General features: G+C 39.8%; 1 protein-coding gene. It reads left to right on the top strand.

What is annotated here, in order from left to right; genetic code table 11:
• Positions 1 to 2019 (top strand): SprB repeat-containing protein (locus ASD98_RS09230; protein WP_199866280.1); only part of this gene is annotated, 2019 nt, incomplete at its 5' end.
• Positions 2020 to 2455 lie beyond the last annotated feature (436 nt).

Below are 2455 nucleotides of genomic sequence, written 5' to 3'. Positions count from 1 at the left end.
GTAACTTGTTATAACGCAAGTACTGGAACGGTAACTGCGGGAACGGTAAGTAATGCTGTTGGAACAGTAACTTACTCATGGGCAAACTCTTCAAACGCTGTTGTTGGAACTACAGCTTCTGTATCAAATCTTCCGGCGGGAACTTATACTTTGACTGTTTCTGACAGCTGTTCTTCACAATCAAATTCAGTTACTATTACGCAGCCAAGTGCCGCTTTAGCTTTAGGAAAYTCTTCTAAAACTGATGTAACTTGTTATAACGCAAGTACTGGAACGGTAACTGCGGGAACGGTAAGTAATGCTGTTGGAACAGTAACTTACTCATGGGCAAACTCTTCAAACGCTGTTGTCGGAACTACAGCTTCTGTATCCAATCTTCCGGCAGGAACTTATACTTTGACGGTTTCTGACAGCTGTTCTTCACAATCAAATTCAGTTACKATTACGCAGCCAAGTGCCGCTTTAGCTTTAGGAAAYTCTTCTAAAACTGATGTAACTTGTTATAACGCAAGTACTGGAACGGTAACTGCGGGAACGGTAAGTAATGCTGTTGGAACAGTAACTTACTCATGGGCAAACTCTTCAAACGCTGTTGTYGGAACTACAGCTTCTGTATCMAATCTTCCGGCAGGAACTGTTGGAACAGTAACTTACTCATGGGCAAACTCTTCAAACGCTGTTGTCGGAACTACAGCTTCTGTATCCAATCTTCCGGCAGGAACTTATACTTTGACTGTTTCTGATGATTGTTCAAGTCAGTCAAATTCTGTAACAATTTCTCAGCCAGGCGCTGCTTTAACTTGTTCAATTACACAAAATAAAGCTGTAACAGCAAATGGTTTAAGCAACGGAGAAGCTACTGTGACTCCAATTGGTGGTAACGGAAATTATACTTACTTGTGGGATAACAATGAAATGACACAAAAAGCCATCGGACTTACTGCCGGATTACATACTGTAACCGTAACTGATGAAAAAGGCTGTACAACAACTTGCAGCATAACAATTACAGAACCTAACGTTTTATCTTGCAGTATTACTCAAGATAATCCCGTTAAATGTTTTGGAGAAAGTAATGGTCAAGCTACTGTAACTGCAATTGGTGGAAACGGCGACTATACTTATTTATGGGATAATAATGAAACGACAGCTCAGGCAGTTTCTCTAAATGCGGGATTACATACTGTTATTGTTACTGATAAATTGGGTTATACTACAACTTGCAATGTTACAATTATTCAGCCTCAAGAGGCTCTTAGTGCCACAACGACTCAAGTTGATGTTGTTTGTGGCGGCGGAAACACAGGATCTGCAACAGTTTTTGCTTCTGGAGGAACAAGTCCATATACTTATTCATGGAATACAAATCCTGCACAAACTACGGCTACGGCTACTACACTAGCAGCAGGTAACTATTCTGTTATTGTAACCGATGCGAACTTATGTACCATAACAAAATCTGTTACTATTATTGATGGAGATTCTGTTAAACCAATAATTGATCCTTTACCGGAAAACTCAACTATCAATTGTCCAGCAGAACCAATTTTTGCACAAGCAACAGCAACAGACAACAATGGAACTATTTCTTCTTTAACTTATGAAGACAGTATTACTCCAGGAAATTGTACTGGTTCTTACACAAAAACCAGAACTTGGACAGCAACTGATTCTTGTGGAAATGTTTCGCTTCCTGTAAATCAAACTATTATTGTACAAGATACAACTGCTCCAACTTGGACAACTCAAAGTGGTTCTTTAAACCAGACTATCGAATGCAGCAACCAAGAAGCTTTGACTTCAGCGCAGGCTTTATTTCCTTCAGCTTCTGATGCATGTGATGCTGATGTTTCTAACATCACTAAAGTAAGCGGACAATTTACAGCTTCTGAAGGATGTTCAAATGCAGGAACTTATACCAATACATGGACGGTAAAAGATGACTGTGGAAATATCTCTGATACCTTCACACAAATCCATTTCAGAAAATGTTTTAGGCGACTGTGGAAATATCTCTGATACCTTCACACAAATCATTACAATTCAGGATACAACCGCACCAACATGGACAACTCAGGCCGGGTCTTTAAACCAGACTATTGAATGCAATAATACCGAGGCTTTAACTTCAGCTCAGACTTTATTCCCAACTGCTTCTGATTTATGCGATGCTGATGTTTCAAATATTATTAAAGTAAGCGGACAATTTACAGCTTCTGAAGGATGCGCAAATGCTGGAACTTACACCAATACCTGGACTGTAAAAGATGACTGTGGAAATATTTCTGATACGTTCACGCAGATCATCACGATTCAGGATACAACTGCTCCAACTTGGACAACTCAGGCTGGGTCTTTAAACCAGACTATTGAATGCAGCAACCAAGAAGCTTTGACTTCTGCGCAAGCCTTATTCCCAAATGCTTCTGATTTATGTGATGCTGATGTTTCTAAT

Origin of the sequence: Flavobacterium sp. Root186 (genome assembly GCF_001428525.1) — a bacterium.
Classification (GTDB): Bacteria; Bacteroidota; Bacteroidia; order Flavobacteriales; family Flavobacteriaceae; genus Flavobacterium.
The sequence above is the reverse complement of the archived record's forward strand: the minus strand, read 5'-3'. Positions and strand labels throughout refer to the sequence as shown.